This is a genomic window from Kitasatospora viridis, assembly GCF_007829815.1.
Classification (GTDB): domain Bacteria; phylum Actinomycetota; class Actinomycetes; order Streptomycetales; family Streptomycetaceae; genus Kitasatospora; species Kitasatospora viridis.
On record NZ_VIWT01000001.1, the window covers coordinates 3,282,305 to 3,307,246 of the forward strand.

At 73.3% G+C, this 24,942-nt stretch carries 19 protein-coding genes, 2 tRNA genes and 1 other RNA gene; 14 read left to right on the forward strand and 8 right to left on the reverse strand.

Annotation, left to right across the window (positions count from 1 at the left end):
- Nucleotides 1-24 precede the first annotated feature (24 nt).
- Nucleotides 25-1,302: an MBT domain-containing protein gene (locus FHX73_RS14615; protein ID WP_246213532.1), complete on the reverse strand. Its 1,278-nt coding sequence runs from the start codon at nucleotides 1,300-1,302 to the stop codon at nucleotides 25-27.
- Nucleotides 1,303-1,632: 330 nt separating this feature from the next.
- A tRNA-Ser gene (locus FHX73_RS14620) sits at nucleotides 1,633-1,720 on the reverse strand.
- 130 nt (nucleotides 1,721-1,850) lie between these two features.
- Here FHX73_RS14620 and ffs point away from each other — a divergent pair.
- The 10 genes from ffs to FHX73_RS14670 all read left to right on the forward strand — a co-directional run bounded on the left by ffs (nucleotide 1,851) and on the right by FHX73_RS14670 (nucleotide 11,717).
- Nucleotides 1,851-1,949: signal recognition particle sRNA small type (ffs, locus tag FHX73_RS14625), an RNA gene on the forward strand.
- A 47-nt stretch (nucleotides 1,950-1,996) separates the two neighbouring features.
- The gene (locus tag FHX73_RS14630) at nucleotides 1,997-4,258 is read left to right on the forward strand and encodes a DNA polymerase III subunit gamma and tau (protein WP_145905425.1); all 2,262 of its coding nucleotides are present in this window, start codon (nucleotides 1,997-1,999) and stop codon (nucleotides 4,256-4,258) included.
- Nucleotides 4,259-4,332: 74 nt separating this feature from the next.
- Nucleotides 4,333-4,674: a YbaB/EbfC family nucleoid-associated protein gene (locus tag FHX73_RS14635; protein WP_145905426.1), complete on the forward strand. Its 342-nt coding sequence runs from the start codon at nucleotides 4,333-4,335 to the stop codon at nucleotides 4,672-4,674.
- 162 nt (nucleotides 4,675-4,836) lie between these two features.
- Nucleotides 4,837-5,436, forward strand: a complete 600-nt coding sequence (gene recR, locus FHX73_RS14640) for a recombination mediator RecR (protein ID WP_145905427.1) — start codon at nucleotides 4,837-4,839, stop codon at nucleotides 5,434-5,436.
- A 1-nt stretch (nucleotide 5,437) separates the two neighbouring features.
- Entirely contained in the window at nucleotides 5,438-6,097 is a 660-nt protein-coding gene (locus FHX73_RS14645) for a DUF5063 domain-containing protein (protein ID WP_145908282.1), read from the forward strand.
- Between the two features lie 365 nt (nucleotides 6,098-6,462).
- Nucleotides 6,463-7,743 (forward strand): aspartate kinase, encoded by a 1,281-nt coding sequence (locus FHX73_RS14650; RefSeq protein ID WP_145905428.1) that lies wholly within the window; start codon nucleotides 6,463-6,465, stop codon nucleotides 7,741-7,743.
- Complete coding sequence (locus FHX73_RS14655; protein ID WP_145905429.1) at nucleotides 7,740-8,810, forward strand: aspartate-semialdehyde dehydrogenase; 1,071 nt, start codon at nucleotides 7,740-7,742, stop codon at nucleotides 8,808-8,810. Before FHX73_RS14650 ends, FHX73_RS14655 begins: the two co-directional genes overlap by 4 nt.
- A 183-nt stretch (nucleotides 8,811-8,993) precedes the next feature.
- Nucleotides 8,994-9,545: a SigE family RNA polymerase sigma factor gene (locus FHX73_RS14660; RefSeq protein WP_145905430.1), complete on the forward strand. Its 552-nt coding sequence runs from the start codon at nucleotides 8,994-8,996 to the stop codon at nucleotides 9,543-9,545.
- Nucleotides 9,538-10,782, forward strand: a complete 1,245-nt coding sequence (locus FHX73_RS14665; protein ID WP_145905431.1) for a hypothetical protein — start codon at nucleotides 9,538-9,540, stop codon at nucleotides 10,780-10,782. The genes FHX73_RS14660 and FHX73_RS14665 overlap by 8 nt, the downstream gene beginning before the upstream one ends.
- 131 nt (nucleotides 10,783-10,913) lie before the next feature.
- Nucleotides 10,914-11,717: an SURF1 family protein gene (locus tag FHX73_RS14670; RefSeq protein WP_145905432.1), complete on the forward strand. Its 804-nt coding sequence runs from the start codon at nucleotides 10,914-10,916 to the stop codon at nucleotides 11,715-11,717.
- Here FHX73_RS14670 and FHX73_RS14675 read toward each other — a convergent pair.
- The 3 genes from FHX73_RS14675 to FHX73_RS14685 all read right to left on the reverse strand — a co-directional run bounded on the left by FHX73_RS14675 (nucleotide 11,707) and on the right by FHX73_RS14685 (nucleotide 15,452).
- Nucleotides 11,707-13,518 carry a S9 family peptidase gene (locus FHX73_RS14675; protein WP_145905433.1) on the reverse strand — a complete coding sequence of 604 codons (1,812 nt, stop codon included), beginning with the start codon at nucleotides 13,516-13,518 and terminating at the stop codon, nucleotides 11,707-11,709. The two genes, FHX73_RS14670 and FHX73_RS14675, sit on opposite strands and share 11 nt — an antisense overlap.
- Before the next feature lie 45 nt (nucleotides 13,519-13,563).
- Nucleotides 13,564-14,985, reverse strand: coding sequence for an MFS transporter (locus tag FHX73_RS14680; protein ID WP_246213534.1), 1,422 nt, complete (start codon nucleotides 14,983-14,985; stop codon nucleotides 13,564-13,566).
- 98 nt (nucleotides 14,986-15,083) lie between these two features.
- Nucleotides 15,084-15,452, reverse strand: coding sequence for a nuclear transport factor 2 family protein (locus tag FHX73_RS14685; protein WP_211786198.1), 369 nt, complete (start codon nucleotides 15,450-15,452; stop codon nucleotides 15,084-15,086).
- A gap of 100 nt (nucleotides 15,453-15,552) precedes the next feature.
- Here FHX73_RS14685 and FHX73_RS47175 point away from each other — a divergent pair, with 100 nt between their 5' ends.
- On the forward strand, nucleotides 15,553-18,315 hold the full coding sequence (locus FHX73_RS47175; RefSeq protein ID WP_145905434.1) for a helix-turn-helix transcriptional regulator: 2,763 nt from the start codon (nucleotides 15,553-15,555) through the stop codon (nucleotides 18,313-18,315).
- Nucleotides 18,316-18,328: 13 nt separating this feature from the next.
- Here the strand turns inward: FHX73_RS47175 and FHX73_RS14695 are convergent, their stop codons facing one another.
- The 3 genes from FHX73_RS14695 to FHX73_RS14705 all read right to left on the reverse strand — a co-directional run bounded on the left by FHX73_RS14695 (nucleotide 18,329) and on the right by FHX73_RS14705 (nucleotide 21,425).
- A complete protein-coding gene (locus FHX73_RS14695) occupies nucleotides 18,329-19,987 on the reverse strand; it encodes an alkaline phosphatase family protein (RefSeq protein ID WP_170304921.1) in 1,659 nt (552 codons plus the stop codon).
- A 344-nt stretch (nucleotides 19,988-20,331) separates the two neighbouring features.
- Nucleotides 20,332-20,405: transfer RNA gene (locus FHX73_RS14700), tRNA-Pro, on the reverse strand.
- Between the two features lie 75 nt (nucleotides 20,406-20,480).
- Nucleotides 20,481-21,425, reverse strand: a complete 945-nt coding sequence (locus FHX73_RS14705) for a metallophosphoesterase (protein ID WP_145905435.1) — start codon at nucleotides 21,423-21,425, stop codon at nucleotides 20,481-20,483.
- Nucleotides 21,426-21,571: 146 nt separating this feature from the next.
- Between FHX73_RS14705 and FHX73_RS14710 the strand changes: the two genes are divergently transcribed.
- From FHX73_RS14710 to FHX73_RS14725, 3 genes are all read left to right on the forward strand, one after another.
- Nucleotides 21,572-22,783, forward strand: coding sequence for a GNAT family N-acetyltransferase (locus FHX73_RS14710; RefSeq protein WP_145905436.1), 1,212 nt, complete (start codon nucleotides 21,572-21,574; stop codon nucleotides 22,781-22,783).
- 176 nt (nucleotides 22,784-22,959) lie between these two features.
- The gene (locus FHX73_RS44660) at nucleotides 22,960-24,339 is read left to right on the forward strand and encodes a M14 family zinc carboxypeptidase (protein WP_170304922.1); all 1,380 of its coding nucleotides are present in this window, start codon (nucleotides 22,960-22,962) and stop codon (nucleotides 24,337-24,339) included.
- Between the two features lie 39 nt (nucleotides 24,340-24,378).
- Nucleotides 24,379-24,837 carry a GatB/YqeY domain-containing protein gene (locus FHX73_RS14725; RefSeq protein WP_145905438.1) on the forward strand — a complete coding sequence of 153 codons (459 nt, stop codon included), beginning with the start codon at nucleotides 24,379-24,381 and terminating at the stop codon, nucleotides 24,835-24,837.
- The last annotated feature ends 105 nt before the right edge of the window (nucleotides 24,838-24,942 follow it).

Sequence of the window (24,942 nt, forward strand, 5' to 3'; positions counted from 1 at the left end):
TCCTGTTGGGGTCCTGGCTGGCAGTCAGTCTGTCGTCGAGTCCATCTCGGCCCACATCCTGAGGATGGGAGCCAGCGTGTTGGCGACCGGGTCGTCCATCTCGACCGGCTCGGCGCAGATCGCCCGCCCAGCATCGTCACGCATGACCATGGAAATCATCCCAGCTGTGCGCCCATCGCGTGTGGCCGCATACACCGTCAGCGCTTCCTTGCGATCCAGTCGATCGCGCGCGGGGAAGAATATAGTCTCCAGCTCTCTCTCCCTCTCGGTGGGAAGAGCGAACCACGACTCCGCGATCACAAGTATGCCGTCAGCATTCGCCGCTTTCATCTCACTGGCAAGTTTTTCGAATGCGAGGATTTTCGAGCTCTGACTGTCGAAGATGAGCCCGCCCATGTGGAGCAGCGCGTCCCCGCGGTACAGGAATGTGAAGGTCGCGTGCTGGCCATCCTTCTCCATGAGCAGTCGAGCGCTCGCCATGAACCCCGGTACTGCGCTGATGGGGTCGCCGGCTGGCAGTATGAGCCTGCCGCCGTAGCGCTCGACTGATTCTGCGAGCAAATCCTCATCACGTTCGATGGTCAAGGAGGTGGACTCGATCTCGACGCCGTCCACCAGGTCAAAGTTGGCCTCAAGATCATCCTTGGCGTCTAGCATGCAACGCAGCCTTGTACCTGATGCTCGAAGGGCCGAGGTTACGCACTCCCGGTCGTGGGCCTCCAGATCGCACACGGGCACACCAGCCACTGAGTGGCCTTCGGCTAGCAGCCCTTCAAGTCGCGAGTACGCCTCGCTTGTCGCATCCAGGAGCTCCCAGGTGGGCAGCGCCCTGTCGACCCACCGCCGCTTTACGGTCATAGTCCCGAAGGGAGGCCGGTAGATTCGCATGACCTCGCTCACGATCTCTCGGATCGACATCCTGGGCGGATACTTTGACGAGGTGCCGATTGTGCGCTTAAGCCAATCCTGATGCCAGATGACCTGCAGCTCGCTAAGAAGCTCGAGGTCAGCCTCTTTCGTTATGCGGTTGCGCGACTTAACTACCCATCGCATGATCTCGCTGCTACCCGAATTCTGCTGAAATCGTGGGTACCACTCTTCGAAGCCGGCGAGTTGAGCTTTCTGCTTCTGGAGCAGCCAGGTAACATTCCGCAGATTCGGGACCAGGGAGTTCAAGGTCAACCTGAACTCGTGCGGGTCGAAGTAGACCTCATGCAGGCGGTGCCACTGGGCGTGGCAATCCATCAGTCGGCGATGGGCGTTGGGCATCGGGCACGGCTGGGCGGCGTCATCCGAGGTCATGTACAGATGCTAGATCTGTACTCCACATCGCACCGACAATTTCGACCGATTGAACGCTGGAACCTTGATCGTGAGCTTGCTGGAGTCGGTCGGGCCTCGACGGCAGGTTGGTGTCCGCCTCGGCCGACCAGCTTGTCCTTGCCTTCCGGTACAGGCGAGGGCGGTGAGGCCGAGCCCGAGGTGACCTTGCCCGACTCGTCGTGGCCGGCGTGGTGTGGTCATGGACTGAGTGGCGGGTCCGGTCGGCGACTGAGACCAAAACTGAGACCACGGAACGACGATGGCCCCGACCGCTAGGCGGTCGGGGCCATCGTTATGGCTGGTCAGCCATGGCGGAGGATACGAGATTCGAACTCGTGAGGGGTTGCCCCCAACACGCTTTCCAAGCGTGCGCCCTAGGCCTCTAGGCGAATCCTCCGTGGGAGAGCTTAGCCCATGTTGAGGGGTGCTCGCGAACAGCTATCTCGCAGGTGATGAGGGTGGGGGTGGCTCGGGATCGGAGGTGGGGTGGGGGTGCGGGGCACGGGGTGGGATCCGCTACTCTTGTGGACAGCCCCTCGTGTGGCGTTATCTCTCTGAACCCCCCCAGGGCCGGAAGGCAGCAAGGGTAGGAGGGCTCTGACGGGTGCACGGGGGGTCCTGTCGTTTCCGGGGGCGGCTCCGTTTGTCGGTCTGTCCCGATATCGTCGAGGGCGTGTCCCTAGCCCTGTACCGCCGCTACCGTCCCGAGACTTTCGCCGAGGTCATCGGGCAGGAGCACGTGACCGCTCCGCTCCAGCAGGCCCTGCGCAACAACCGGGTCAACCACGCGTACCTGTTCAGCGGTCCGCGGGGGTGCGGGAAGACGACGAGTGCCCGGATCCTGGCCCGCTGCCTCAACTGCGAGCAGGGGCCGACGCCGACGCCCTGCGGTGAGTGCCAGAGCTGCCGCGACCTGGCGACCGGCGGGCCCGGCTCGATCGACGTGATCGAGATCGACGCGGCCTCGCACGGTGGTGTGGACGACGCGCGTGAGCTGCGCGAGCGGGCGTTCTTCGCCCCGGTGCACAGCCGGTACAAGATCTTCATCCTGGACGAGGCGCACATGGTGACCTCGGCCGGGTTCAACGCGCTGCTCAAGGTGGTGGAGGAGCCGCCGGAGCACCTCAAGTTCATCTTCGCCACCACCGAGCCGGAGAAGGTGATCGGGACGATCCGGTCCCGCACCCACCACTACCCGTTCCGGCTGGTGCCGCCGGGGACGCTGCGGGACTACCTGACGGAGGTCTGCGGGCGCGAGCGGATCCAGGTGGAGGACACGGTCTTCCCGCTGGTGGTGCGGGCCGGCGCGGGCTCGGTGCGTGACTCGATGTCGGTGATGGACCAGCTGCTGGCCGGCGCCGGCGAGCAGGGCGTCACCTACCAGATGGCCACCGCGCTGCTCGGCTACACGGACTCGGCGCTGCTGGACGAGGTGGTGGACGCCTTCGCCGCGCAGGACGGGGCGACGGTCTTCCAGGTGATCGACCGGGTGGTCGAGGGTGGCCACGACCCGCGGCGGTTCGTCACCGACCTGCTGGAGCGGCTGCGCGACCTGGTGATCCTGGCCACAGTGCCGGAGGCCGGGGAGAAGGGTCTGATCGACGCGCCGGCCGACCGGGTCGAGGTGATGCAGGCGCAGGCCGAGCGGTTCGGCCCGGCGGAGCTCAGCCGGGCCGCCGACATCGTCAACACCGGGCTGACCGAGATGCGCGGCAATGCGGCGCCCCGGCTGCAGCTGGAGCTGATCTGCGCCCGGGTGATGCTGCCGGGCGCGTACCAGGACGAGCTCTCGCTGATGGCCCGGGTGGACAAGCTGGAGCGCCGACCGGTGGTGACGGGCGGTCAGCCTGCTGAGGGGTCGGCGGTCCAGCCGATGCCGACGATGGCCGTGCCCACGATGTCCACGATGCCGACGGCCCCTCAGCCGACGGCGCCTCAGGTGCCCGTGGCGCAGCCGCCGGTGCAGGCCGTCCCGGTGCAGCACCAGCAGCAGCCGGTGGCCCCGCCGCCGCCCGCGGCTCCGGCCGGCCCGGCCCCGGGCGCCTGGCCGATCCCGCGCAGCTTCCCGGGCGGCGCGGCCGCGCCTGCCCAGCCGGCCCCCGCAGCAGCCCCGGCGGTGGCCGCCACCCCGCCCGCGCCGGCCCCCCAGCCCCCGCAGCCCGCGCAGGCCGTCCAGCCCGGCCCGCAGAGCCAGCAGGGCGCCGCCCAGGTGCGTCAGATGTGGCCGCAGGTGCTGGAGGCGGTGAAGAACCGCCGCCGCTTCACCTGGATCCTGCTGAGCCAGAACGGCCAGGTGGCCGGCTTCGACGGCAGCACCCTGCAGGTCTCGTTCATCAACGCGGGTGCCCGCGACAGCTTCGTCTCCAGCAACAGCGACGACGTGCTCCGCCAGGCGATCAGCGACGCGCTGGGCGTGGACTGGCGGGTCGAGTGCATCGTCGACCCGTCCGGTGCCGGGGCCTCCGCGCCCGCCGCCCCGTCCGGCGGTGGCGGTGGCGGTGGCGGCAACGGCGGCTGGGGCGCGCCCCCGGCCCGCCCGCAGCAGCCCACGGCCACCGCGGTGGGCGGCCACCAGACCAGCCAGGGTGGCTTCGGCGCACCAGGCGCACCCGCCCCCGCGCAGCCCACCCAGCCCGCCCAGTCCGCGCCGCCGCACGCCCAGGCCCCGCAGCCGCCCGCGCAGCAGTCGGCTCCCGCCGCACCCCCGGCGTACCAGCAGCCGTCGGCCCCGGCCGCCCAGCCGTCGCCGCAGTCCCCGCCCCCGTCCGCGCAGCCCGAGCCCTACCCGGAGGACTACCCGCCGGAGGACTACGAGGACTACGGCGGTGCCGACCTCGCCGCCCCGCCGCCCGCTCAACAGCAGGGTGCGGCCGAGGAGCTGATCGTGCGTGAACTGGGCGCGACCGTGCTGGAGGAGATCCAGCACGGGAACTGACCGGCGGGGGACGTAGGCTCGACCCAGCGCGTCCGCACGGTGACGCGAGCTGTGACGAGACGGAGAGTGGCGCAGTGTTCCCTGGTGGCGGCCAGCCCAACATGCAGGCCCTGCTGAAGCAGGCCCAGAAGATGCAGCAGGACCTCGCGCAGGCGCAGCAGGAGCTGGCCGAGGCCCGACTGACCGGTTCGGCGGGCGGCGGCCTGGTCGAGGCGACGGTGACCGGCAACGGCGAGCTGACCGCGCTGACCATCTCCCCGCAGGCCGTCGACCCGGAGGACACCGAGACCCTGGCCGACCTGGTGCTGGCCGCGGTGCGGGACGCCGTCGGCGAGGCGCAGAAGATGGCGGCCGAGCGGATGGGCCCGCTGACCCAGGGCCTGGGCGGCGGCGCCATCCCCGGCCTGCCCTTCTGAGCAGCCGGCCCGGTGCCCGTTGCCGCGGGTCCGCGGCCCGGGCGAGTCTGAACAGCAGTAGATCAAGCCTGAACGTTTGACGACTTCAGGGCGCCGGGCGCTGTGCCCGGCGCCCCGTTCGTTGGATGATGAGGACGAACCAGCCGGAAGGAAGGCGCAGCGGTGTACGAAGGCGTGGTGCAGGACCTGATCGACGAGCTGGGCAGGCTGCCCGGGGTCGGTCCGAAGAGCGCCCAGCGGATCGCCTTCCACGTGCTGCAGTCCGACCCGGTGGACGTGCGCCGTCTCGCGCACGCGCTGCTGGAGGTCAAGGAGCGCGTCCGGTTCTGCGCGACCTGCGGGAACGTCGCCGAGGCCGAGCAGTGCCGGGTCTGCCTGGACCCGCGCCGCGACCTGACGGTGATCTGCGTGGTCGAGGAGCCGAAGGACGTGGTGGCGATCGAGCGGACCCGCGAGTTCCGCGGCCGCTACCACGTGCTGGGCGGCGCGATCAGCCCGATCGAGGGCGTCGGCCCGGACGACCTGCGGATCCGCGAACTGCTGGCCCGGCTCGCCGACGGCACCGTCGGCGAGCTGATCCTGGCCACAGACCCCAACCTGGAGGGGGAGGCGACCGCCACCTACCTGGCCCGGCTCTGCAAGCCGATGGGCCTGAAGGTGACTCGGCTGGCGAGCGGACTGCCCGTCGGCGGGGACTTGGAGTACGCCGACGAGGTCACCCTCGGCCGGGCCTTCGAAGGGAGACGACTGCTCGATGTCTGAGATGTCCGGGATTTTTGCCGATCCGGCCGCGCGCGACGCGGCCCACCTGCCCGAGCCGGACGACTTCGCGGTGCAGATCGCGGATTCGGTGAAGAGCTTCGTGGTGGCCGTCACCGAGATCGCCAAGGGCGACGAGCCGGGCAGTGCGATCTCCCTGTTGTTGCTGGAGGTGTCCCAGCTGCTGCTGGCCGGCGGCCGGCTGGGCGCGGTGGAGGACGTGGTCCCGGAGGACCGCTTCGAGCCGGACGCCGGTCCGGAGCCGGACGGCGCCGAGCTGCGCGAGCACTTGGCCGAGCTGCTCGCCCCGATCGACGTCTACCACGAGGTCTTCGACCCGTACGGCCCGCCGGAGCGCCCGAACGCCTTCCGGATCTCCGACGACCTGGCCGGCGTGGTGAGCGACCTGCGCCACGGGCTGACCCACTACGACGAGGGCCGGATCAGCGAGGCGCTCTGGTGGTGGCAGTACTCCTACCTCTCCACCTGGGGCTCGACCTGCACGGCGGTGCTGCGGGCGCTGCAGTCGCTGATCGCCCACGTCCGGATGGACAGCCCGATCGGCGCGGTGCCGGACGGTGCGGACATCGACGACGACGGCCTCACCGACGAGCAGCTGGAGCAGCAGGCGGGCGATCTGATGGCGGCCGAGCTCGGCATCTGATCCGGAGGCAGAGGTCGGGGCTCAGGAGTCCGGTGCGGCGCACCTGCCCCACCCCCCTCCCAAACGCCCCCGGCGAGAAATTCTCGTAAAAATCTCCGCCCGTGTATTTCCAGCCGTCCCAGCCGGTGGCGTGAAATTCTTTCGGCGGTTCGCGGCACCCCCGCAGACCTGCCGGTCGACCCGTCCGGGGTGCGTTCAGAACGTGAAATTACGGTCTCATCATATGGAAAGGACCGGCCGGGTGACGGCTGCTCGGTAGACTGACGACGACCGCAGTACCCCCGGTCAGGGGGTCTGGGGGGACCGGACGGCGCCACCCCGCGCCGGGCACCACCCCCCGAAAACGACTCAGTCGAGGAGCGCACGTGGGCCTTGTCGTGCAGAAGTACGGCGGCTCATCCGTTGCGGATGCCGAGGGCATCAAGCGCGTGGCACGCCGAATTGTCGACGCCAAGAAGGACGGCCATGAGGTCGTCGTCGTGGTGTCGGCGATGGGCGACACGACGGACGAGCTCATCGAACTCGCCGAGCAGGTTTCCCCCATTCCTGCCGGCCGTGAGTTCGACATGCTGCTGACCGCTGGCGAGCGGATCTCCATGGCCCTGCTGGCGATGGCGATCAAATCCCTCGGGCACGAGGCGCAGTCCTTCACGGGCAGCCAGGCCGGTGTGATCACCGACCAGGTCCACAACAAGGCGCGCATCATCGACGTCACGCCCGGCCGGATCCGCTCCGCGCTGGACGAGGGCAACATCGCGATCGTCGCCGGGTTCCAGGGCGTCTCGCAGGTGAGCAAGGACATCACCACGCTCGGCCGCGGCGGTTCGGACACCACCGCGGTGGCCTTGGCCGCGGCCCTGAAGGCCGAGGTCTGCGAGATCTACACCGACGTGGACGGCGTCTTCACCGCCGACCCCCGGGTGGTCAAGAAGGCGCGCAAGATCGACTGGATCGCCTACGAGGACATGCTGGAGCTGGCATCCTCGGGGTCCAAGGTGCTGCTGGACCGCTGTGTGGAGTACGCCCGGCGCTACAGCATCCCGATCCACGTACGATCGTCCTTCTCCGGACTGCCGGGGACCATCGTCAGCAACACCAACCCGAACAAGCCCGAAGGGGGCGAGATGGAGCAGGCCATCATCTCCGGAGTCGCCCACGACACGTCCGAGGCGAAGGTCACGGTCGTCGGCGTCCCCGACAAGCCGGGCGAGGCGGCCCGGATCTTCCGCGCCATCGCGGACGCCGAGGTCAACATCGACATGGTGGTGCAGAACGTCTCCGCCGCCGCCACCGGCCTGACCGACATCTCCTTCACGCTGCCGAAGACCGAGGGCCAGAAGGCGATCGACGCGCTCGGCCGGGTGAAGGACGGCATCGGCTACGAGTCGCTGCGCTACGACGACGCGATCGGCAAGATCTCTCTGGTCGGCGCCGGCATGAAGTCCAACCCGGGCGTCACCGCGACCTTCTTCGAGGCGCTCTCCGAGGCCGGCGTGAACATCGAGCTGATCTCCACCTCGGAGATCCGGATCTCGGTGGTCACCCGCGCCGACGACGTGCCGGAGGCGGTCCGGGCCGTGCACAGCGCCTTCGGGCTCGACAGCGACAGCGACGAGGCCGTCGTCTACGGCGGGACCGGACGATGACCACCACCACGGCCGGGGGCGGGAAGCCGAACCTGGCCGTGGTCGGAGCCACCGGGGCGGTGGGCGGCGTGATGCTCTCGCTGCTCTCCGCCCGGCAGGACGTCTGGGGCGAGGTCCGGCTGATCGCCTCGCCCCGGTCGGCCGGCCGCACGCTCACCGTGCGCGGCCGCGAGACCACCGTGGTGGCGCTCGACGAGGAGGCCTTCGAGGGCATCGACATCGCGATGTTCGACGTCCCGGACGAGGTCTCCGCGCAGTGGGCGCCGATCGCGGCGGCCAAGGGCGCGATCGTCATCGACAACTCCGGCGCCTTCCGGATGGACGACGACGTGCCGCTGGTGGTGCCCGAGGTGAACGCGGCGGCCGCCCGGCTGCGGCCGCGCGGGATCATCGCCAACCCGAACTGCACCACGCTGTCGATGATCGTCGCCATCGGCGCGCTGCACTCCGAGTTCGGGCTGCGCGAACTGGTGGTCGCCTCCTACCAGGCGGCCTCCGGCGCGGGGCAGGCCGGCATCGACGCACTGCGCGAGCAGACCGCGCGGGTGGCCGGCACCGCTGTCGGCGAGCAGGCCGGCGACCTGCGCCGGGTGATCGGCGACACCGGTCCGTTCCCGGCGCCGCTGGCGCTCAACGCGGTGCCCTGGGCCGGCTCGCTCAAGGCGGACGGCTGGTCCTCCGAGGAGCTCAAGGTGCGCGACGAGAGCCGCAAGATCCTCGGGCTGCCGAACCTGCGGGTCTCCGCCACCTGCGTGCGGATCCCGGTGGTCACCACCCACTCGCTGGCCGTGCACGCGGTCTTCGAACGGGAGGTCAGCCGGCAGCGGGCCCAGGAGATCCTGGCCCAGGCGCCCGGCGTGGTGCTCTACGACGACCCGGAGAAGGGCGAGTTCCCGACCCCGAACGACGTGGTGGGCACCGACCCGACCTGGGTCGGCCGGATCCGCCACTCGCTCGACGACCCGAACGCGCTGGACCTCTTCCTCTGCGGCGACAACCTGCGCAAGGGAGCGGCGCTGAACACCGCTCAGATCGCCGAACTGGTGGCCGCGGAACTCACCGGCTGAGCCCGCTCCGCCCCCGGAGCCCCCATCCGCTGGAGGGGGCTGCGGCGCGTGCGGAAGAATGTCCCCCAGGTAGGGCAACCCTGAGGGGGGATCGAGTGTCCAACGGGCGTGACAGACCTGGCACTGGTAGGCGCGGCAGCAAGACCGACCCGGGCGCGCCCGGCTCGGCGGGCCGGGGCGCGGTTGGATCCCGTGCGGCGACCCGTTGAGTCGGAGGTGACGGCGGCGGCCGAGACGGCCGGTGCGAGCGTCGACCTGCTGACCGATACCTACCAGGCGCACTACCGTTCGCTGCTCCGGCTCGCGGCGCTGCTCCTCGACGACCAGTCCAGCTGCGAGGACGTGGTCCAGGAGGCGTTCATCCGGGTGCACGCGGCCCGCCGCCGGGTCCGCGAACCGGAGAAGATCCTCGCCTACCTGCGGCAGACTGTGGTGAACCTGTCCCGGAGCACGCTGCGACGGCGGATCCTCGGGCTGCGCCTGCTGCCCAAGCCGATGCCTGACATGGCCAGTGCAGAAGAGGGTGCCTACGATGCCCTGGAACGGGACCAGCTGAAGACGGCGCTGCGCAGCCTGCAGCGGCGTCAGCGCGAGGTGCTGGTGCTGCGTTACTACGCCGACCTGACGGAGGCCCAGGTGGCGGAGCTGCTGGGCGTCTCGGTGGGTGCGGTCAAGGCCTACGGCTCGCGCGGCCTGGCGGCCCTTCGGGTGCTGATGGAGAACGGCAATGACTGACGACCGGTTCGGCCATTCCGAGGGCGCGCACGCGCCGCCGTCCGACGATCCGTCGGCTGCCGAGCGCGTGCCGGGGCCTGACCACCCGTCGGCGGCCGTCGACCCGTCAGCTCCCGCGCCGAGCGCGGCTGCCGACGCGGCTGCGAGCGAGGAACCCCAGGAGCAGGTCGTCCGGGCGCTGCTGCACCGCTCGGTGGAGGGCATCCAGCCCGCCCCGGACGCGCTCGCCCGGATCCGCCGCGCCGTCCCCGCCCGGCGGGCCCGCTACCGGCAGGCCTGGACCGGTGCGGCGCTGATCGTGGTGCTCTCCGCGGTCGCCGTGCCGACCCTGAACGGGCTCGGCGCGCTCCAGCTCTCCGACGGCTCGGCGGCCGGCAGCAGCCCGACCAGCGCCGGCAGCGGATCGGCCACCGCCGGCTCCGCCGCCCGCAGCGGCAGACCGGTGGTGCCGCTGCCGGTGCCCGAGACCGCCTCAGCGGTGCCCGCCCCGACCAGCGCCCCGGCCAGCCCCTCGGCCAGTGCCGGAGCGCCCAGCACCTCGCCCACCGCCGCCACCGGGCCCAGCAGCGCGGCGCCCGCCTGCCAGCGCGGCGACCTCGGCACCGGCGCCGTGACGGTCGGCCTGCCCGACGCCGCCGGGCGGGTCTACGGCAACTTCAGCGTCAACAACGTCTCCGGCCACCCCTGCCTGCTCGGCGACCCCGGCACGCTGAGCGGCCAGCTCAGCGGCGGGACGGGCACGGTGCGGGTGCTCGACCACACCGCCGGCGACCCGGCGGGCGGACTGCCCGCGGCCACCCCCTTCCCGGCCGGCGGGCTGCTGCTGGCCGCCGGGGCCGGCTACCAGCTGCCGTTCGCCTGGGTGCCGGACGCGGCCTGCCCGAGCGGCGGCCAGCAGTCCGGCGGCCAGAGCCCGACCACCGCGCCCGCCCCGACCGGTGGCGCCGCCAGCGCGGCGGCCGGCCCCGCCGGCAGCGGCGCGGCCGCCCAGCAGGGCGGTGCGGCCGTGGCCGCGGCCTCCCCGGCCACCGCCGCCGACGGCGGGGCCAGCCCGGCGGCCACCGGCTCGCCCGCCCCGCCCCCGCCGACCGCGCCCACCCAGGCGCCGTCCACCGCCGCCACCCCCGGCACCCTGTCGGTCGCGCTGCGCCCGCTCGGCGTCGCGCCGGACGCCGCCAGCACCCTGGTCACCGGCGTGTGCGGCGGCGGCACCCTCTACCGGGGGAGCGCGCAGTAGCCGGGGGCCCGCACCCGTCCTGACAACCGGGGCCCGCACCCGTCCTGACGGCCGGTGTCCCCGACCCCCGCGCCGGGCCGGGAGGGGACCCCGGCCCGGAGCCGGTGGTAAGGGTGGTTACCGTGGTGGGTGTGTACCGGTTCCTCCTGACTCCGCGCTGGCTCGGCGGCACCGTGCTCGCGCTGGCCGCGATCGCGGTCTGCCTCTGGTTGGGCACCTGGCAGCTCGGCCGGTTCGAGGACCGCGTCACGCCGCACCGCGCCACCGCGGCCGGCCCCGCCCCGGGCGCCGCGGCCACCCCGCTGTCCGGCGTGCTGACCACCCCGGACAGCAAGGTCAGCACGGTCACCGTGGGCAAGCCGGTCAGCGTCACCGGCAGCTACGACGCGGGCCGGCAGCTGGCCGTGCCCAACCGCACGGTGGACGGGCGCCAGGGCTACTACCTGCTGACCCCGCTGCGCACCGCCGCCGGCGGTCCGGCCGTGGCGGTGGTGCGCGGCTGGCTGCCCGGGTCCCCGGGCGCCCAGCTGCCCGCGCCGCCCACCGGCCAGGTGACCGTGGACGGCCGGCTGCAGGCGCCGGAGACCACCGACACCAGCGGCGCGGTGGACGGCGGGCTGCCGACCGGGCAGCTCGGCATGATCAGCCCGGCCACCCTGGTCAACCTGCTGCCCTACCCGACCTACGACGGCTGGGTGGCCGCCGACGGGGTGTCGGCCGGACTGACCGCGGTGCCGACCGCGCAGCCGGCCGGCGGGGACGGCCTGACCGCCCGCGCCTTCCAGAACCTCGGCTACACCCTGGAGTGGTTCGTCTTCGCGGGCTTCGTCGGCTTCATGTGGTTCCGGCTGGCCCGCCGGGAGGCCGAGGCGGCCCAGGACCTGGCGCTCGGGCTCGACCCGGTCCTGGACCAGCCGGAGCCCGCTACACCTTGAGGTGGCGCTTGACGAAGTCCAGCTCCAGCCGCAGCTGCTTGATCCGCTCGTCCACCACCAGCGAGCCGTGCCCGGCGTCGTACCGGTAGACCTCGTGCGGCAGGCCCAGGTCGGTGAGCTTGTCCACGTAGTTCTCGATCTGGCGGATCGGGCAGCGCGGGTCGTTCACCCCGGCGCTGATGTAGACCGGCGCCTTGACCCGCTCCACGTAGCTCAGCGGCGAGGAGGCGGCCCAGCGCTCCGGGACCTCGTCCGGGGTGCCGCCGAAGAGCGTGCGGTCCAGCGAGCGCAGCGCCTCCATCTCGTCCGCGTAGGCGGTCAGGTAGTCGGCCACCGGGACCGCGGCCACGCCGAGCGACCAGGAGTCCGGCTGCACGCCGAGCCCGAGCAGGGTCAGGTAGCCGCCCCAGGAGCCGCCGGAGAGCACCAGCCGCGCCGGGTCGGCCAGGCCGCTGCGCACCGCCCAGTCCCGGACGGCGCCGATGTCCTCCAGCTCGATCAGGCCGACCCGCTCGTGCAGCGCGTCGGTCCAGGCCTGGCCGTAGCCGGTGGAGCCGCGGTAGTTGACCCGGACCACCGCGAAGCCGTGGTCCAGCCAGGCGGCCGGGCCGGCGGCGAAGGAGTCGGTGTCGTGGTGGGTCGGGCCGCCGTGCACCTCGAAGACGGTGGGGAACGGGCCGTCGCCGACCGGGCGCTGGACCAGCGCGTGCACCGGGCCGCCCGGGCCGTCCACCCAGACGTCCTGCACCGGCACCGAGCCCGGCGGCACCGCGCCGGGCGCCCGGAGCACCACGTCGCCGGTGGTGGAGCGGACCACCGAGGGCTCGGCGGCCGAGGACCACAGGTACTCGACGGTGCCGTCGGGGCGCGGCGAGGCGCCGACCACGGTGCCGCGCGGGGTCGTCACCCGGGTCAGTTCGCCGCTCGCCAGGTCGTAGCTGAACAGCTCGCTGCGGGCCTCGTACTCGTGCTCCACCAGCAGCGCCCGGGCGCCGGGGCGCCACTGGGCGGAGACGTCGCCGGGCAGCGGGCGGCCGTCCTCGGTGCGCAGCACCAGCTCGGTCTCGGCGCCGGTCAGCGGGTCCCAGAGGATCGGCTCCCAGCGTCCGCGGCGCTGGTGGGCGAGCAGCAGCCGGCTGTCCCCGGGGACCGGGGCGAAGCCCAGGCAGGCCAGGCCGCGCGGCTCCGCGCAGCCGGTGACCTCGTCCAGTTCGGCGACGGTGGAGCCGTCCGCCGTGGCGACGACCCGGATCGCGTTGTGCATCGCGTCGCCGTGCTCGGTGTGGTCGATGGCGAGCAGCGTGCCGTCGTGCGAGAGGTCGCCGACGCCGCCGTACTCCGCGTGCCGGTAGATCTCCACGGCCTCGGCGGCGCCGGGGCGCAGCAGGTGCAGGGTGGTCCCGTCCTCGTCGGTGGAGCGGCCGACCACCACGGTGCCGTCCCGGCCGAGTGCCAGACCGGCCTCGTAGGACGGGCCGAGACCGGGCACGGCCACCTCGTCGGGCCCGCCGGTGAACGGCTGCCGGCGCCAGATGCCGTACTCGTCGCCGTCGGTGTCGTCGAACCACCAGATCCACTCGCCGTCCGGGGAGAGCACCGCGTCGGTGGTGCCGTGCGGCCGGTCGGTGGCCTTGCGGTGGCGGTCGGTGGCCCGGTCCCAGGCGTACACCTGGTAGGTGCCGGTGGTGTTCGACACGTAGAGCGAACGGTCGGGGGCGTCGTCCGCCCAGTCGGGGAGGGACACGCGTGCCGCCCGGAAGCGCAGCTCCCAGGCGGGCACGTCGTTCTTCTCGCTACTCATCCGAGTCACTTTGGCACGGGTCTCCCCGGGCAGGTCAACAGGGGCTCATCCGGCGTGCGGTGAACGGCGGGGCAGCGCCTGGACGAGCGCCGCGAGCAGCAGCTCCAGCCCCATCAGCAGCAGGGCCGAGCGCTCGAAGGCCGGACCGAGGCCGCGGTGCGCGTCGGCGTAGAAGAGGCCGCCGATCACCGCGACACCGAGCGCGCCGCCGGCCTGCTGCACGGTGGAGAGCACCCCGGCCGCCGAGCCGACCAGCTGCGGGCGCACCCCGGTCAGCACCGAGCTGGTCAGCGGGCCGATCACCAGGCCCATGCCGAGCCCGTCCACGAACAGCCCGGGCGCCAGCCACCAGGCGGTGTCGGTGTGGCCCAGCTGCCCGGCGGTCAGCGCGAGCAGGGCGAGGCCGGCGGCCAGGCCGAGGGCGCCGAGCGAGATCGTGTGCCGGCCGAGCCGGGCGGCCACCCGGGGCGCCACGGTGGAGGTGATCAGGTAGCCGCCGCCGATCGCGGTGAAGAGCAGGCCGGAGCCGAGCGCGTCCAGGCCGTGGCCCTGCTGCAGGTAGACGGCGAGCACCAGGAAGAAGGAGGCCTGGCCGAGGTTGAAGACCAGCTGGGCGGCGATGCCCAGCCCGAAGCTGCGCTCCCGGAACAGCCGCAGGTCGACCACCGGGTCGGTGGCGTACCGGTGCTGGTGCAGCACGAGGAGCCCGAAGAGCACGGCGGAGCCGGCCAGGCAGAGCCAGGTCCACAGCGGCCAGCCCTGCGCCTGGCCCTGGATCAGCGGGAGCACCAGGGTGGTGACGGCGGCGGTGATCAGCGCGGTGCCGGGCAGGTCGAGCCGCTGACGCTGGGGTGCCCGCGACTCCGGTACGCAGCGCTTGACCAGGGCCAGGGTGGCCAGGCCGACCGGCAGGTTGATCAGGAAGCAGCTGCGCCAGCCGAGCCCGAACAGGTCGGCCTGGATCAGCAGGCCGCCGATCAGCTGGCCGAGCACCGCGCCGATGCCCATGGTCATCGCGAAGGCGCCGAATGCTTTGGCCTGGGCCGGTCCGGTGTAGTTGGTGCGCAGGATGGCCAGCACCTGCGGGCCGGTCAGTGCCGCCGCCAGGCCCTGCAGCACCCGGGCGCCGATCAGTACGCCGGCGCTGGGGGCGAGGCCGCAGGCGGCCGAGGTGACGGTGAAGAGCAGCAGTCCGAGGGCGAACATCGCCCGTCTGCCGAACCGGTCGCCGAGTCGGCCGGCGGTGACCAGCCCGGCGGCCAGCGCCAGCCCGAAGCCGGCCACCACCCATTGCACGGCGCTCGGGCCGGCCCGTAGTTCGGTCTGCAGCGAGGGTATGGCGACGTTGACGATGAAGAAGTCCAGCGTGGTCATGAACGTCGCGGTGAGCACCACCGGGAGCAGGCCGCGGTGGCCGGGCGCGGTGTCGGGGGCGGTGGGGAGCGGGCGGGTGAGCGTGGTGGTCACTGTCTTCTCCGGGTTCGTTCGGGCGGGCGAGGGCGAGGGCGAGGGCGGGAGCGGGAGCGGGGGCGCCGGCCGGGGGTGGCCGGCGCCCACGGGGGTCTTCAGGCGGTCGGCACCTTGTCCAGGAAGCCGAGCACGGTGGCGATCCGGCCCTCGGCGTCGCTGGTCACCACGTCGAAGCCGACCACCAGGGCCTCGCCGTCGGCCGGGCCGAGGTTCCAGGTGAACCGGGCCTGCTGGTGGTGGCCGTCCACCCCGGTCTCGCCGAGGGTGAAGACCAGGCCGGGGAACTGCTGCTGGACGGCGCCGATGGTGGCGTCCAGCGCGTCCCGGCCGGTCACCTCGACCAGCGGGTCGGTGTAGCTCAGGTCGGCGGCCCAGGAGGTGTCGATCAGCTTGCGGCGGGCGGCCGGGTCGGTCTCGTTCCAGGTGGCGAGGTACTGGTCGGCCAGCTGCTGAATGTTCGTCATGTCGGTTTCCCCTTCGTGTGGTTCGCGGCGTTTCCGCTGGTCAAAAAGGTAGGCCGGATGCGCGAACGCCGAATCAGTCAGCCATCGGTAGGCTGCGGGCATGCTGTACGGGCGGGCAGGGGAGCAGGCATCCGTCGACGCGTTGCTGGCGGCGGCGCGGGAGGGGCGCAGCGGGGTGCTGGTGCTGCGCGGCGAGCCGGGGATCGGCAAGAGCGCGCTGCTGGACCTCGCGGCCGAGCGGGCCGAGGGGTTCCGGGTGATCCGGGCGACGGGGGTGGAGTTCGAGGCCGACCTGCCGTTCGCCGGCCTGCACCTGCTGCTGGCCCCCGCGCTGGACCGGCTGCCCGCGCTGCCCGCGCCGCAGCGGCGGGCGCTGGAGGCGGCGTTCGGGCTGGCGGAGGCGGCGGGGGCCGGGGAGCGGCTGGTCAGCGCGCTGGGCACGCTCGGTCTGCTGGCCGAACTCGCCGCCGAGCAGCCGCTGCTCTGCCTGGTGGACGACGCCCAGTGGCTGGACCGCGCCTCGGCGGACGCGCTGCTGCTGGCCGCCCGCCGGCTGGATCGGGAGGGTGTGGTGCTGCTCTTCGCGGCCCGGGACGGCGAGGGCGGTTTCGCCGCGCCCGGCCTGCCCGAGCTGCGGCTGGGCCCGCTGGAGCCGTCCGCCGCGGCCGAGTTGCTGACCGCGGTGGCCGGTGGCACGCAGGGGGAGGGGGCGGGTCTGCGCTACCGGGTGCTGGCCGAGGCCCGGGGCAATCCGCTGGCGCTGACCGAACTGCCCGCCGCGGTGGCCGCCGGCCTGGCGCCGGGGGACGGCCCGGTGGCGCTCACCGACCGGTTGCGGCAGGCCTTCCTCGGCCAGGTGGCCCGGCTGCCCGGCCCGACCCGGGCGCTGCTGCTGGTGGCCGCGGCCGAGGAGCAGGGCGAGCTGGCCACCGTGCTGCGGGCCGCCGAGGCGCTCGGCGCGGGGGCGGCCGACCTGGCGCCGGCCGAGTCGGCCGGTCTGCTGAGCCGCTCGCCGGACGGTGCCCGGCTGCGCCTGCGGCACCCGCTGCTGCGCACCGCGCTGCTCGAATCAGCCGAGCTGGACGAAAAGTTGACGATCCATCAGGCCATTGGCAAGGAGCTGCTGGCGGCGGGGGAGGAGGACCGGGGCAGCTGGCACCTGGCGCTCGCGGCCACCGGGCAGGACGCGGCGCTGGCCGCCGCGCTGGAGCGGGCCGGCCGCCGGGCCGCCGCCAAGGCCGGGCACTCCGGTGCGGCGGCGGCTTTCGAGCGGGCCGCCCGGCTCTCGCCTGACCCGGCGGTGGCGGTGCGCTGCCTGACCCTGGCGGCGGAGGCGGCGCTGGACGCGGCCGAGGCCGACCGGGCCCGCCGACTGGCCGAGCGGGCGGCCGAGTTGGCCGCCGCCGAGTCGGCCGGGGGCGGCGACGAGCACGTGCTGGCCGTGCTGGACTGGGTGCGCGGCACCGTCGCCTTCTGGCGCGGTGACTACCCGGAGGCGCACCGGCTGCTGCTCACCGCGGTCGACCGGGACATCGAGCCGTCGGTCGCCGTGCGCGGTCTGCTGCAGGCCTTCCACACCGCCTGGTACCTGGGCGACGAGGCGGTGCGCGAGGTGCTGCGCCGCCTCGGTGCGGTCGAACTGCCGGACGGCGAGGCCTTGGTGCCACTGGTCGCGCAGCTGCTCGGGCTGGTCGGCCCGGCCTTCGGGCGGCCGCCGGCGGGGCCGGCCGCGGAGCCGCTGCTGTCGGCCGCCCGCCGGGCCCGGGCGGCCGGGGCGGACAGCCCGCGCGACCTGGTGCAGCTGGCCGGTGCCGCGCTGGTGGCCGGGCGGGACGTCGAAACCTTCCAGCTGGCCGAGGAGTTGATCGCCGAGTCGCGGGCGGCGGGCGCGCTCGGGCTGCTGCCCACGCTGCTCTTCTTCCGCGGTGAGGCCGAGCTGTTCCACGGCCGCCACCGCGACGCCGAGTTGGCCGCCGCCGAGGGCCTGACCCTGGCCCGGGACCTGGGGCAGTCCCAGTGGGTCAGTCAACTCTGCGCCATGGAGGCCTACTTGGCGGCCATCCGGGGTGACGGCGAGACGGTCGCGAGCCGCACCGCCGAGGCGCTCGGGGACGCGGCCACCGCCTGGGGCGCCCCGGCCGCCGGCACCTCCTGGACCCAGTGGGCGCTGGCCGTGCACGACTTGGGGCAGGGCCGGGCGGCGGAGGTGGTGGAGCGGCTGGCCGGGCACGCGACGGGCCCGTACCGGCACCACGTCTCGGCGGTGCGCACCGTGCCCGACCTGGTCGAGGCGGCCGTGCGGCTGGGCGCCCCGGAGCGGGCCGAGCCGGCCTTCGAGGAGTTCGCGGCCTGGTCGGCCCGGATCGGCGATCCCGGGTGGGCCAGGGCGCTGGTGCTGCGCTGCCAGGCCCTGCTCGGCCCCGCCGAGTTGGCCGAGTCCGGCTACCTGGCGGCACTGGAGCTGCACGAGACGGCCGACCGGCCGTTCGAACTCGCCCGCACCAGCCTGCTGTTCGGCGAGTGGCTGCGGCGCGGCAAGCGCAAGACCGAGGCCCGGGCCCGACTGCGCACCGCGCTGGAGGTGTTCGAGCGGCTCGGCGCCGCGCCCTGGGCCGAGCGGGCCCGCACCGAGCTGGGCGCGGCCGGTTCGGCCGCCCCGCAGGCGGCGCCGGCCGGCCCGCTGGCCGGGCTGACCCCGCAGGAGGAGCAGATCGTCCGGCTGGCGGCGCGGGGGCTGTCGAACCGGGAGATCGCCGCCCAGCTCTTCCTCAGCCCCCGCACCGTCGGCCACCACCTCTACAAGGCCTACCCGAAGCTGGGCATCGCCTCGCGCGGCGAACTCGGTGCGCTGATCGCCGACTGATCGAGCGTCAGGTTCAGCGGACCGGCAGCACCTTGGTGTGCTCGGTGCGCACCGCCTGCAGGTCCTGCGGGTTCAGGCCGAGCAGCTTCAGGATGGTCGGCGCGATCTGCTTGGTCTGCACCGGGGCCGAGTCGCGCACGTGGTCCGGGGTGCCGGCGCCGGCGACCACCAGCGGCACGTCCAGGTCGTCGGCGTGCGCGCCGCCGTGCTCGGCGACCTTGCCCTTGCCGCCGGTGTACACCACGCCGTACTGCGAGATGCCGAAGACGTCCGGCACCCGCGGGTCGCCCGGCTTCACGCCGAAGTAGTCGGCCGCCTGCTCGCCCGCGTAGACCTTGGTCAGGCCGGAGGCGGTGAAGGCCTTGGGGGCGCCGTTGACGTCGTTGCCGGTGCCGTTCTGGGCCAGCAGGTAGTTCTTGGCGAAGGCGGTGGCGGCGGCCGAGCGGTCGTTCAGCCAGAGCAGCACGCCGTCGTCGTCCACCGAGTGGGCGACCAGGTCGCCGGCGCCCGGGTGGGCCTGCTTCCAGGCGGCGTTCAGGCCGTCCAGCAGCGGGCCGTCGTCGATCCGGGTGAGCGCCTGCGGGTCGGTCGGCGACTGGCCGTGCTTGGCGGAGAGGATCACCGTGGTGCTCTTGTCCAGGTGCTCCTTGCGCAGCTCGGCGGTGAGCGCGCCGACCTGGGCGTTGACGTAGTCCAGCGCCTTGCCGAGCAGCGGGCTGGGCACGTTCTTGCTGGTGTAGCCGCCGGGCAGGCCGTCGGAGTTCGGCAGCTTCTGGGCGGTGGAGACGCTCTGGAAGTTCAGGCCGAAGATCGCCGGGGTGCCGGTCTTGTGGGCGCGGCCGTGGTCGTAGCCGTCGATCTCGTTGAGGACCGCCTGCACCTTGTAGCCGTCGTACTGCTGGGTGGCCTTGTTGTCGGTGGTCCAGTCGTTGCCGGCCGGGTAGCCGTTCGCGTCGGAGTTGATCTCCGGGGTGAACAGGTCGTCGATGCCGGTGCCGGAGGGGCCGTTCAGGATGTCGTAGGCGGCGTGCTTGTCCGACCAGGCGGTGTGCAGGCCGGCCTGCTTGGCCACCTCGAAGATGGTGTTCACCTGCAGGTAGGAGTGCGGGTAGACCGGCTTGCAGGTGGTCGGGTCCACCGGCAGGGCGCTCGGGTTGAGCAGGGTCTGCGGCTTGCCGGTCATCTGCAGGATCGAGCCGGGCAGCCCGGCCAGGCCCTGGCCGGCGTCGATCGAGGCCTTGTTCTTGTCCAGGTCCTCGGTCAGGTCCACCTCGACGCCGGGCTTGGCGCCCTTGCAGTCGGTGGTGCCGGCGGGCAGCAGCGCGGCGTTGTACGTGTCGTCGTAGTAGACGCCGGTGGTGCCCGGGCCGCCGCCGGTGGCCTGCGCGACCATGCCGGGGAAGGAGTCCGAGGGGGTGGTGGTCCGGGCGTCGGTGTACTGGACCCCGCCGTTCACCAGCTTGGCCAGCGCGGACTGCGGGTGCTGGGCGACGTACCAGCTCAGGTCCGACTGGTGGAGGCCGTCCACCGAGATCAGCAGCACGTGCTTGGCAGCGCCGTGCTGGCGGGCGGCGAGGTCGTTGCCGGCGGCGTAGGCCTGGCTGAGCGATCCGGCGGCCAGCGCGACTGAGGCGCTGAGCACGGCGGCAACACGGACGGAGCGTCGGTTCACGGGGAGACTCCTGAACTCACGGTGTGCGAGCGGCGATCGGCTCGGGTCATGAGTAGTGGCCGGCGATGTACGAGGGGCGTCCCCGCCGTGAACGTGCCACGAACCGTCGCCGCGCTACGGGCGGGTACCTTGACGGCCGCTCAGGGGCCGGCCCGTCAGATCTGCCGCGGCGGCGCCCTGACCAGCCCGAACCGCTGCCGGCCCGGCACGCGGCCGGCCCGTCCGCACGGCCCGCTGCCCGCCCGCGCCCCGGGGCTTCTCCCAGACTTCCCCCGGACATGCCTGAAAACCAGTCAGAGCCGGTCTCCCTTGCGGGAGACCGGCTCTGAGCTGGTCTTACTGGGTCGGGGTAGCGGGATTTGAACCCACGGCCTCTTCGTCCCGAACGAAGCGCGCTACCAAGCTGCGCTATACCCCGGTCCTGCGTTTGTCGCTCGGTCTCCCTGGCGACGAGTAGAACTCTATCCCATGCTGCTCGGGAGACGAAATCCGGTTATCGGGGGCGGGGTGTCAGGGTCATCAGGGTGGCCTCGGGGGGGCAGGCGAAGCGGATCGGGGTGTAGCGGTTGGTGCCGCAGCCGGCGGAGACGTGCAGGTGGGACAGGTTGCCGCCGGCGCGGTGGGTGGACAGGCCCTTGACCCGCTTGGCGTCCAGGTCGCAGTTGGTGACCAGGGCGCCGTAGAAGGGGACGCAGAGCTGGCCGCCGTGGGTGTGGCCGGCCAGGATCAGCGGGTAGCCGTCGGCGGTGAAGGCGTCCAGGCTGCGCAGGTAGGGCGCGTGCACCACGCCGATCGACAGGTCGGCGTCGGCGGACGGGCCGCCGGCCACCGCGGCGTAGCGGTCGCGGCGGATGTGCGGGTCGTCCAGTCCGGTGAACTCGATGTCCAGGCCGTCCAGGGTGAGCCGGCCGCGGGTGTTGGTCAGGTCCAGCCAGCCGGCGGCGTCGAAGCCGTCGCGCAGCTTCTCCCACGGGTTGTGGACGGCGCCGGTGATGCCGGCCCGGCCGGTGCCGTCGGCGTTGTTCAGGCCGTGGTTCCCGGAGGCCAGGGCCTTCAGGTAGCGGGTGGGGCTCTTCCGGGCGGGGCCGTAGTAGTCGTTGGACCCGAAGACGTAGACGCCGGGGAACTCCATCAGCGGGCCGAGCGCGTCCAGGGTGGCGGGCACGCCGAGCGGGTCGGAGAGGTTGTCGCCGGTGTTGACCACCAGGTCCGGGCGCAGCCCGGCGAGGCTGCGCAGCCAGCGCTGCTTCTTGTGCTGGCCGGTCACCATGTGGATGTCGGAGACCTGCAGTACCCGTAGCGGTCGGGCGCCCTGTGGCAGCACGGGGACGTCCACCCGGCGGAGCCGGAATGCGCGGACCTCGTACCCGGCGGAGTAGGCGAGCGTGGCGGCGCCGGTGGCGGCGACGGCGAGCGGAACGGAGTACAGCTTTCGCATCGGTCCATGGTCGCAGACCGGTCCGCTCCGGGTGAACCGGGCCCGGACGGCGGACCACCGGACGAACCGGACTCGTTCGTTGACGCACCTGAGCCGACGGGAATACGTTCTCACGGACCGTCAGGACACCACCCCGCGAGGCGTCGATGCAGATCCGCTCCACCACCGAGGCCGACCTCGACACCTTCCTGAGCACCCTGTGCGACGCGTTCGGGTCGGTCTGGCAGTCGCCCGGCGAGTCGCCCTGGTGGGCCGCCTACGAGATGGACCGCCACCTGCTCGCCGAGGACGCGGCGGGCCGGCCGATCGGCACCGCGGGCGCCTACAGCTTCGAGCTGACCCTGCCCGGCGGGGCGACGGCGCCCGCGGCCGGGATCACCGGGGTGGGCGTGCTGCCATCGCACCGGCGGCAGGGGGTGCTGAGCGCCCTGATGCGGCACCAGCTGGAGCAGCTGCGCGGGGCGGGGGAGTTCCTGGCGGTGCTGCTGGCCACCGAGGCGGTGATCTACCGGCGGTTCGGCTACGGGCCGGCCAGCTACCGGCAGCGGGTCGCGGTGGACCTGGGCCGGGGCGCCTTCGCGGTCCCGGTGGAGGCGGGCGGCAGCATCGAGCTGCGGCACCGCGCGGACTGCGAGGAGGAGCTCGCCGAGGTGTACGACCGGGTCAGGCTGGTGCAGCCGGGCGCGCTCTCCCGCCCGGCGCACTGGTGGGCCAAGGGTGCTGGCCGGCCCCCGGTCTCGCGCGCGCCGCGCCACATCGCCTTCCACCGGGACGCGGCCGGCCGGCTCCAGGGCTACGCCTGCTACACCATCGCGGTCACCGACCAGCAGCGGTCGCTGCGGACGCTCACGGTCGAGGAGCTGGTCGCGGCGACCGACGAGGCCCAGGCCGCGCTGGCCCGCTACTGCCTGGACCACGACCTGGTGAGCACCGTGGTCTTCGCCGACCTGCCGCCGCGCAGCCCGCTGCGCTGGCGGCTGGCCGACTACCGGGCGGCGCGCACCGAGGCCGAGCAGGACTACCTCTGGGTCCGGCTGCTGGACGTGCCCCGGGCCTTGGCGGCCCGCGGCTACCCGGCCGACGGGCGGCTGGTCGTCGAGGTGGACGACCCGTTCCTCGGCGAGCGCGGGCGCTACCTGCTCGTGGTGGCGGACGGCGTGGGCGTCTGCGAGCCGACCGGGGAGCCGACCGAGCTGGCGCTGGACGTCGCCGACCTGGGCTCGCTCTACCTGGGCGGCACCCGGGCGAGCGACCTGGTCCGGGCCGGCCGGATCCGGGAGCTGGTGCCGGGCGCGGCGCTGCGGGCGGACGCGCTGCTGGGCGCGGAGCGCGAGCCGCACTGCGTGCACTTCTTCTAGGCCGGCGCCTGCGTGATCAACTCCGCCTGATCCCCGGCCCCTTGACGCAGCCGTTCGATCCGTGGAGTAGTGGAGCACCGGAGTACTGGAAGACCGGAGTACTGGAAGACCGGAGTACTGGAAGACCGGAGTACTGGCGGTCCGTCAGTGGACGATCCGCCGCGGGGGAGGGGTCCGTGCTGGGTGGCGCCTGCGGGGAGGCCCCGCTGATATCCGTCGACGCGTCGACCGCGTCCGGCCGCACCGTGCTGCTGGCGGACCGGCACCCGACCAGCCGCCAGGTGCTCGACTCCGCCGCCGAGCTGGTGCGCCGTCACCCGCGGGCCTGCCGGCTGCGCACCGTCGGCCGTTCGCGGGCCGGCCGCCCGCTGCACCTGCTCTCGGTCGGCCACGGCCCGCGGCACGCCCTGGTGGTGGCGGGGGCGCACGCCAACGAGGCGGCCGGCGGGGCCACCGTGATCGAGCTGGCCCACCGGGCGCTGGCCGACCTCGGCGTGGTCGGCCCGGCGCCCGCCGCCCCGCTCCGCGATCCCGACCTGACCTGGCACTTCCTGCTCTGCCTCGACCCGGACGCCGCCCTGCTGGCCGAGGTCGGCCCCCGCGAACCCGGCGTGCTGCTGGACCACTTCCGCGCCTTCCACCGCCAGGCCCCGGACGAGCAGCCCGAGTGGGCGCCCTCGGTCGGCGCGGTGCTGCCGGAGAGCCGGGCGCTGCTCGAACTCATCGACGAGCTGCGGCCGTTCGTCCAGTGCTCGCTGCACACCATCGAGCTGGGCGGCGCCTTCGTCCAGTCCACCGCCGAACTGCCGGGCCTGGCCGAAGCGTTCGGCAAGTCGGCGGCCGAGCTGGGGATCCCGCTGGACCTCGGCCCGTACGACACCCTCTACTGGCCCAGCCCCGGCCCGGGCGCCTACCTGATGCCGCCGGTCGCCGAGGTGGAGCGCTCGGCGGCGGCCTCCTGGGCGGTCGGCACCACCACCTGGCACGCCCCGCACCGGTACGGCGGCAGCACGGTGATCATCGAGGTCCCGCTCTGGGCCGGCGAGCGGGCGGCCGACGCCGGGCCCCTCGCCGACCCGGCCCCCGGGCTGATCGCCGCCGCCGACCGGCTGCGCGGGCGGGGCCGGCTGGTCGAGCGGCTGTACGCGGCCACCACCGCCAGGCTCGGCCCGGAGCCGGGGCCCGGGCTGCGTACCGCCCGGGAGACGCTGCGGGTGCTGGCGCCGATCGCGGACGACTGGGACCCCCGGGTGCCGCAGCCGGGGGCGCCGGCGATGCCGCCGATGACCGGGGCCCGGCTGGCCGGCGTGGAGGCCTGGTCGCACTGCCTGCCGCTGCGGGTGGTCGCCCTGCTGCGCCGCGCGCTGCTGGAGCGCCCGACCGGCGCCGGCCGGCCGGGCGGTGACCTGGCCGACCGGCTCGACGGCCTGCTGGCGCATTGGTGCGCCGAGTACCAGCGCCGGCTCGGCGGGGTCTGGGTCCCGGCGGTCCGTCAGATCGAGCAACAGGCTCGCGCGGTGCGGTCCGCGGTGGAACTCGCCCGCCCCGGGCGTTAATCATGGGCGGATCGGTCGCGGGGATGTGAGGATTGGCCCATGACGACGCTCAAGGAGCGGCTGCGGGATGACCTGACGGCCGCGATCAAGGCCCGGGACGAACTCCGCTCGTCCACCCTGCGACTGACCCTGTCCGCCGTGTCGGCGGCCGAGGTCGCGGGTGACGAGAAGCGGGAGCTCACCGACGAAGAGGTTCAGCAGGTGGTGCGGGCCGAGGCGAAGAAGCGGCGGGACGCCGCGGAGGCGTTCGCCGGTGCCGACCGGCCGGCCCAGGCCGAGCGCGAGCGCGCCGAGGGGCAGGTGCTCGCCGGCTACCTGCCGCAGCAGCTCGGCGACGAGGAGCTGGCCGCCGTGGTGGCCGCCGCGGTCGCCGAGAGCGGGGCCACCGGACCGCAGGGCATGGGCGCCGTGATGAAGCTGGTCCGCCCCAAGGTCGAGGGCGTCGCCGAGGGCGGCCGGGTGGCCGCCGCCGTGAAGGCGGCGCTGGCCGCCAAGTGACGGGTGCTCAGCTGACCTGACGTGAGGAGCGCCCGGTGCCGATCGGCACCGGGCACTCCTTCTTTTCTTCCCGTCCCCGGACTCTTCCCGTCTCCGGACTCTTCC

Excerpts from the sequence above, each read along its gene's own strand:
- FHX73_RS14645 (WP_145908282.1), top strand. The coding sequence starts at position 5,438 with ATGTCCGGGATTTTTGCCGATCCGGCCGCGCGCGACGCGGCCCACCTG.
- FHX73_RS14675 (WP_145905433.1), bottom strand. The coding sequence starts at position 13,518 with ATGAGTAGCGAGAAGAACGACGTGCCCGCCTGGGAGCTGCGCTTCCGG.
- FHX73_RS14665 (WP_145905431.1), top strand. The coding sequence starts at position 9,538 with ATGACTGACGACCGGTTCGGCCATTCCGAGGGCGCGCACGCGCCGCCG.
- FHX73_RS14710 (WP_145905436.1), top strand. The coding sequence starts at position 21,572 with ATGCAGATCCGCTCCACCACCGAGGCCGACCTCGACACCTTCCTGAGC.
- FHX73_RS14725 (WP_145905438.1), top strand. The coding sequence starts at position 24,379 with ATGACGACGCTCAAGGAGCGGCTGCGGGATGACCTGACGGCCGCGATC.
- FHX73_RS14685 (WP_211786198.1), bottom strand. The coding sequence starts at position 15,452 with ATGACGAACATTCAGCAGCTGGCCGACCAGTACCTCGCCACCTGGAAC.
- FHX73_RS47175 (WP_145905434.1), top strand. The coding sequence starts at position 15,553 with ATGCTGTACGGGCGGGCAGGGGAGCAGGCATCCGTCGACGCGTTGCTG.
- FHX73_RS14615 (WP_246213532.1), bottom strand. The coding sequence starts at position 1,302 with ATGACCTCGGATGACGCCGCCCAGCCGTGCCCGATGCCCAACGCCCAT.
- FHX73_RS14655 (WP_145905429.1), top strand. The coding sequence starts at position 7,740 with ATGACCACCACCACGGCCGGGGGCGGGAAGCCGAACCTGGCCGTGGTC.
- FHX73_RS14705 (WP_145905435.1), bottom strand. The coding sequence starts at position 21,425 with ATGCGAAAGCTGTACTCCGTTCCGCTCGCCGTCGCCGCCACCGGCGCC.